General features: G+C 43.1%; 1 protein-coding gene. It reads right to left on the bottom strand.

The window, feature by feature from the left end; all coding sequences use genetic code 11:
• On the bottom strand, positions 1-262 hold a 262-nt coding region (locus tag ACSVH9_RS16415; protein WP_438064644.1), incomplete at both ends, for a hypothetical protein.

Below are 262 nucleotides of genomic sequence, written 5' to 3'. Positions count from 1 at the left end.
CGCGTTTAGGTTTTCACATATTTGGTACACTATCGTATACCCTCCTGCTGGGGTACCTGCTGGGACAGACACTTCTCCAGTTGTTGGGTCTAAAAATGGAACTTGTCCTCCTGCTATTGGTAGCGCTGGGTCGACAACGGTCATTGTTATCTCTGATAATTGAACTGGATTTGTATTGAGCTTGTCATTGTTTAGTGCATTGAGCACATTGGTGGCTCCTAAAAATCCATCTACATTAGTTGCTAAATCATCATTGGCGATA

The sequence above is a fragment of the Flavobacterium sp. RSSB_23 genome (assembly GCF_051547145.1).
Taxonomy (GTDB): Bacteria; Bacteroidota; Bacteroidia; order Flavobacteriales; family Flavobacteriaceae; genus Flavobacterium.
Note: the sequence above shows the minus strand (reverse complement) of the source record. Positions and strands in the feature narration are given on the sequence as shown.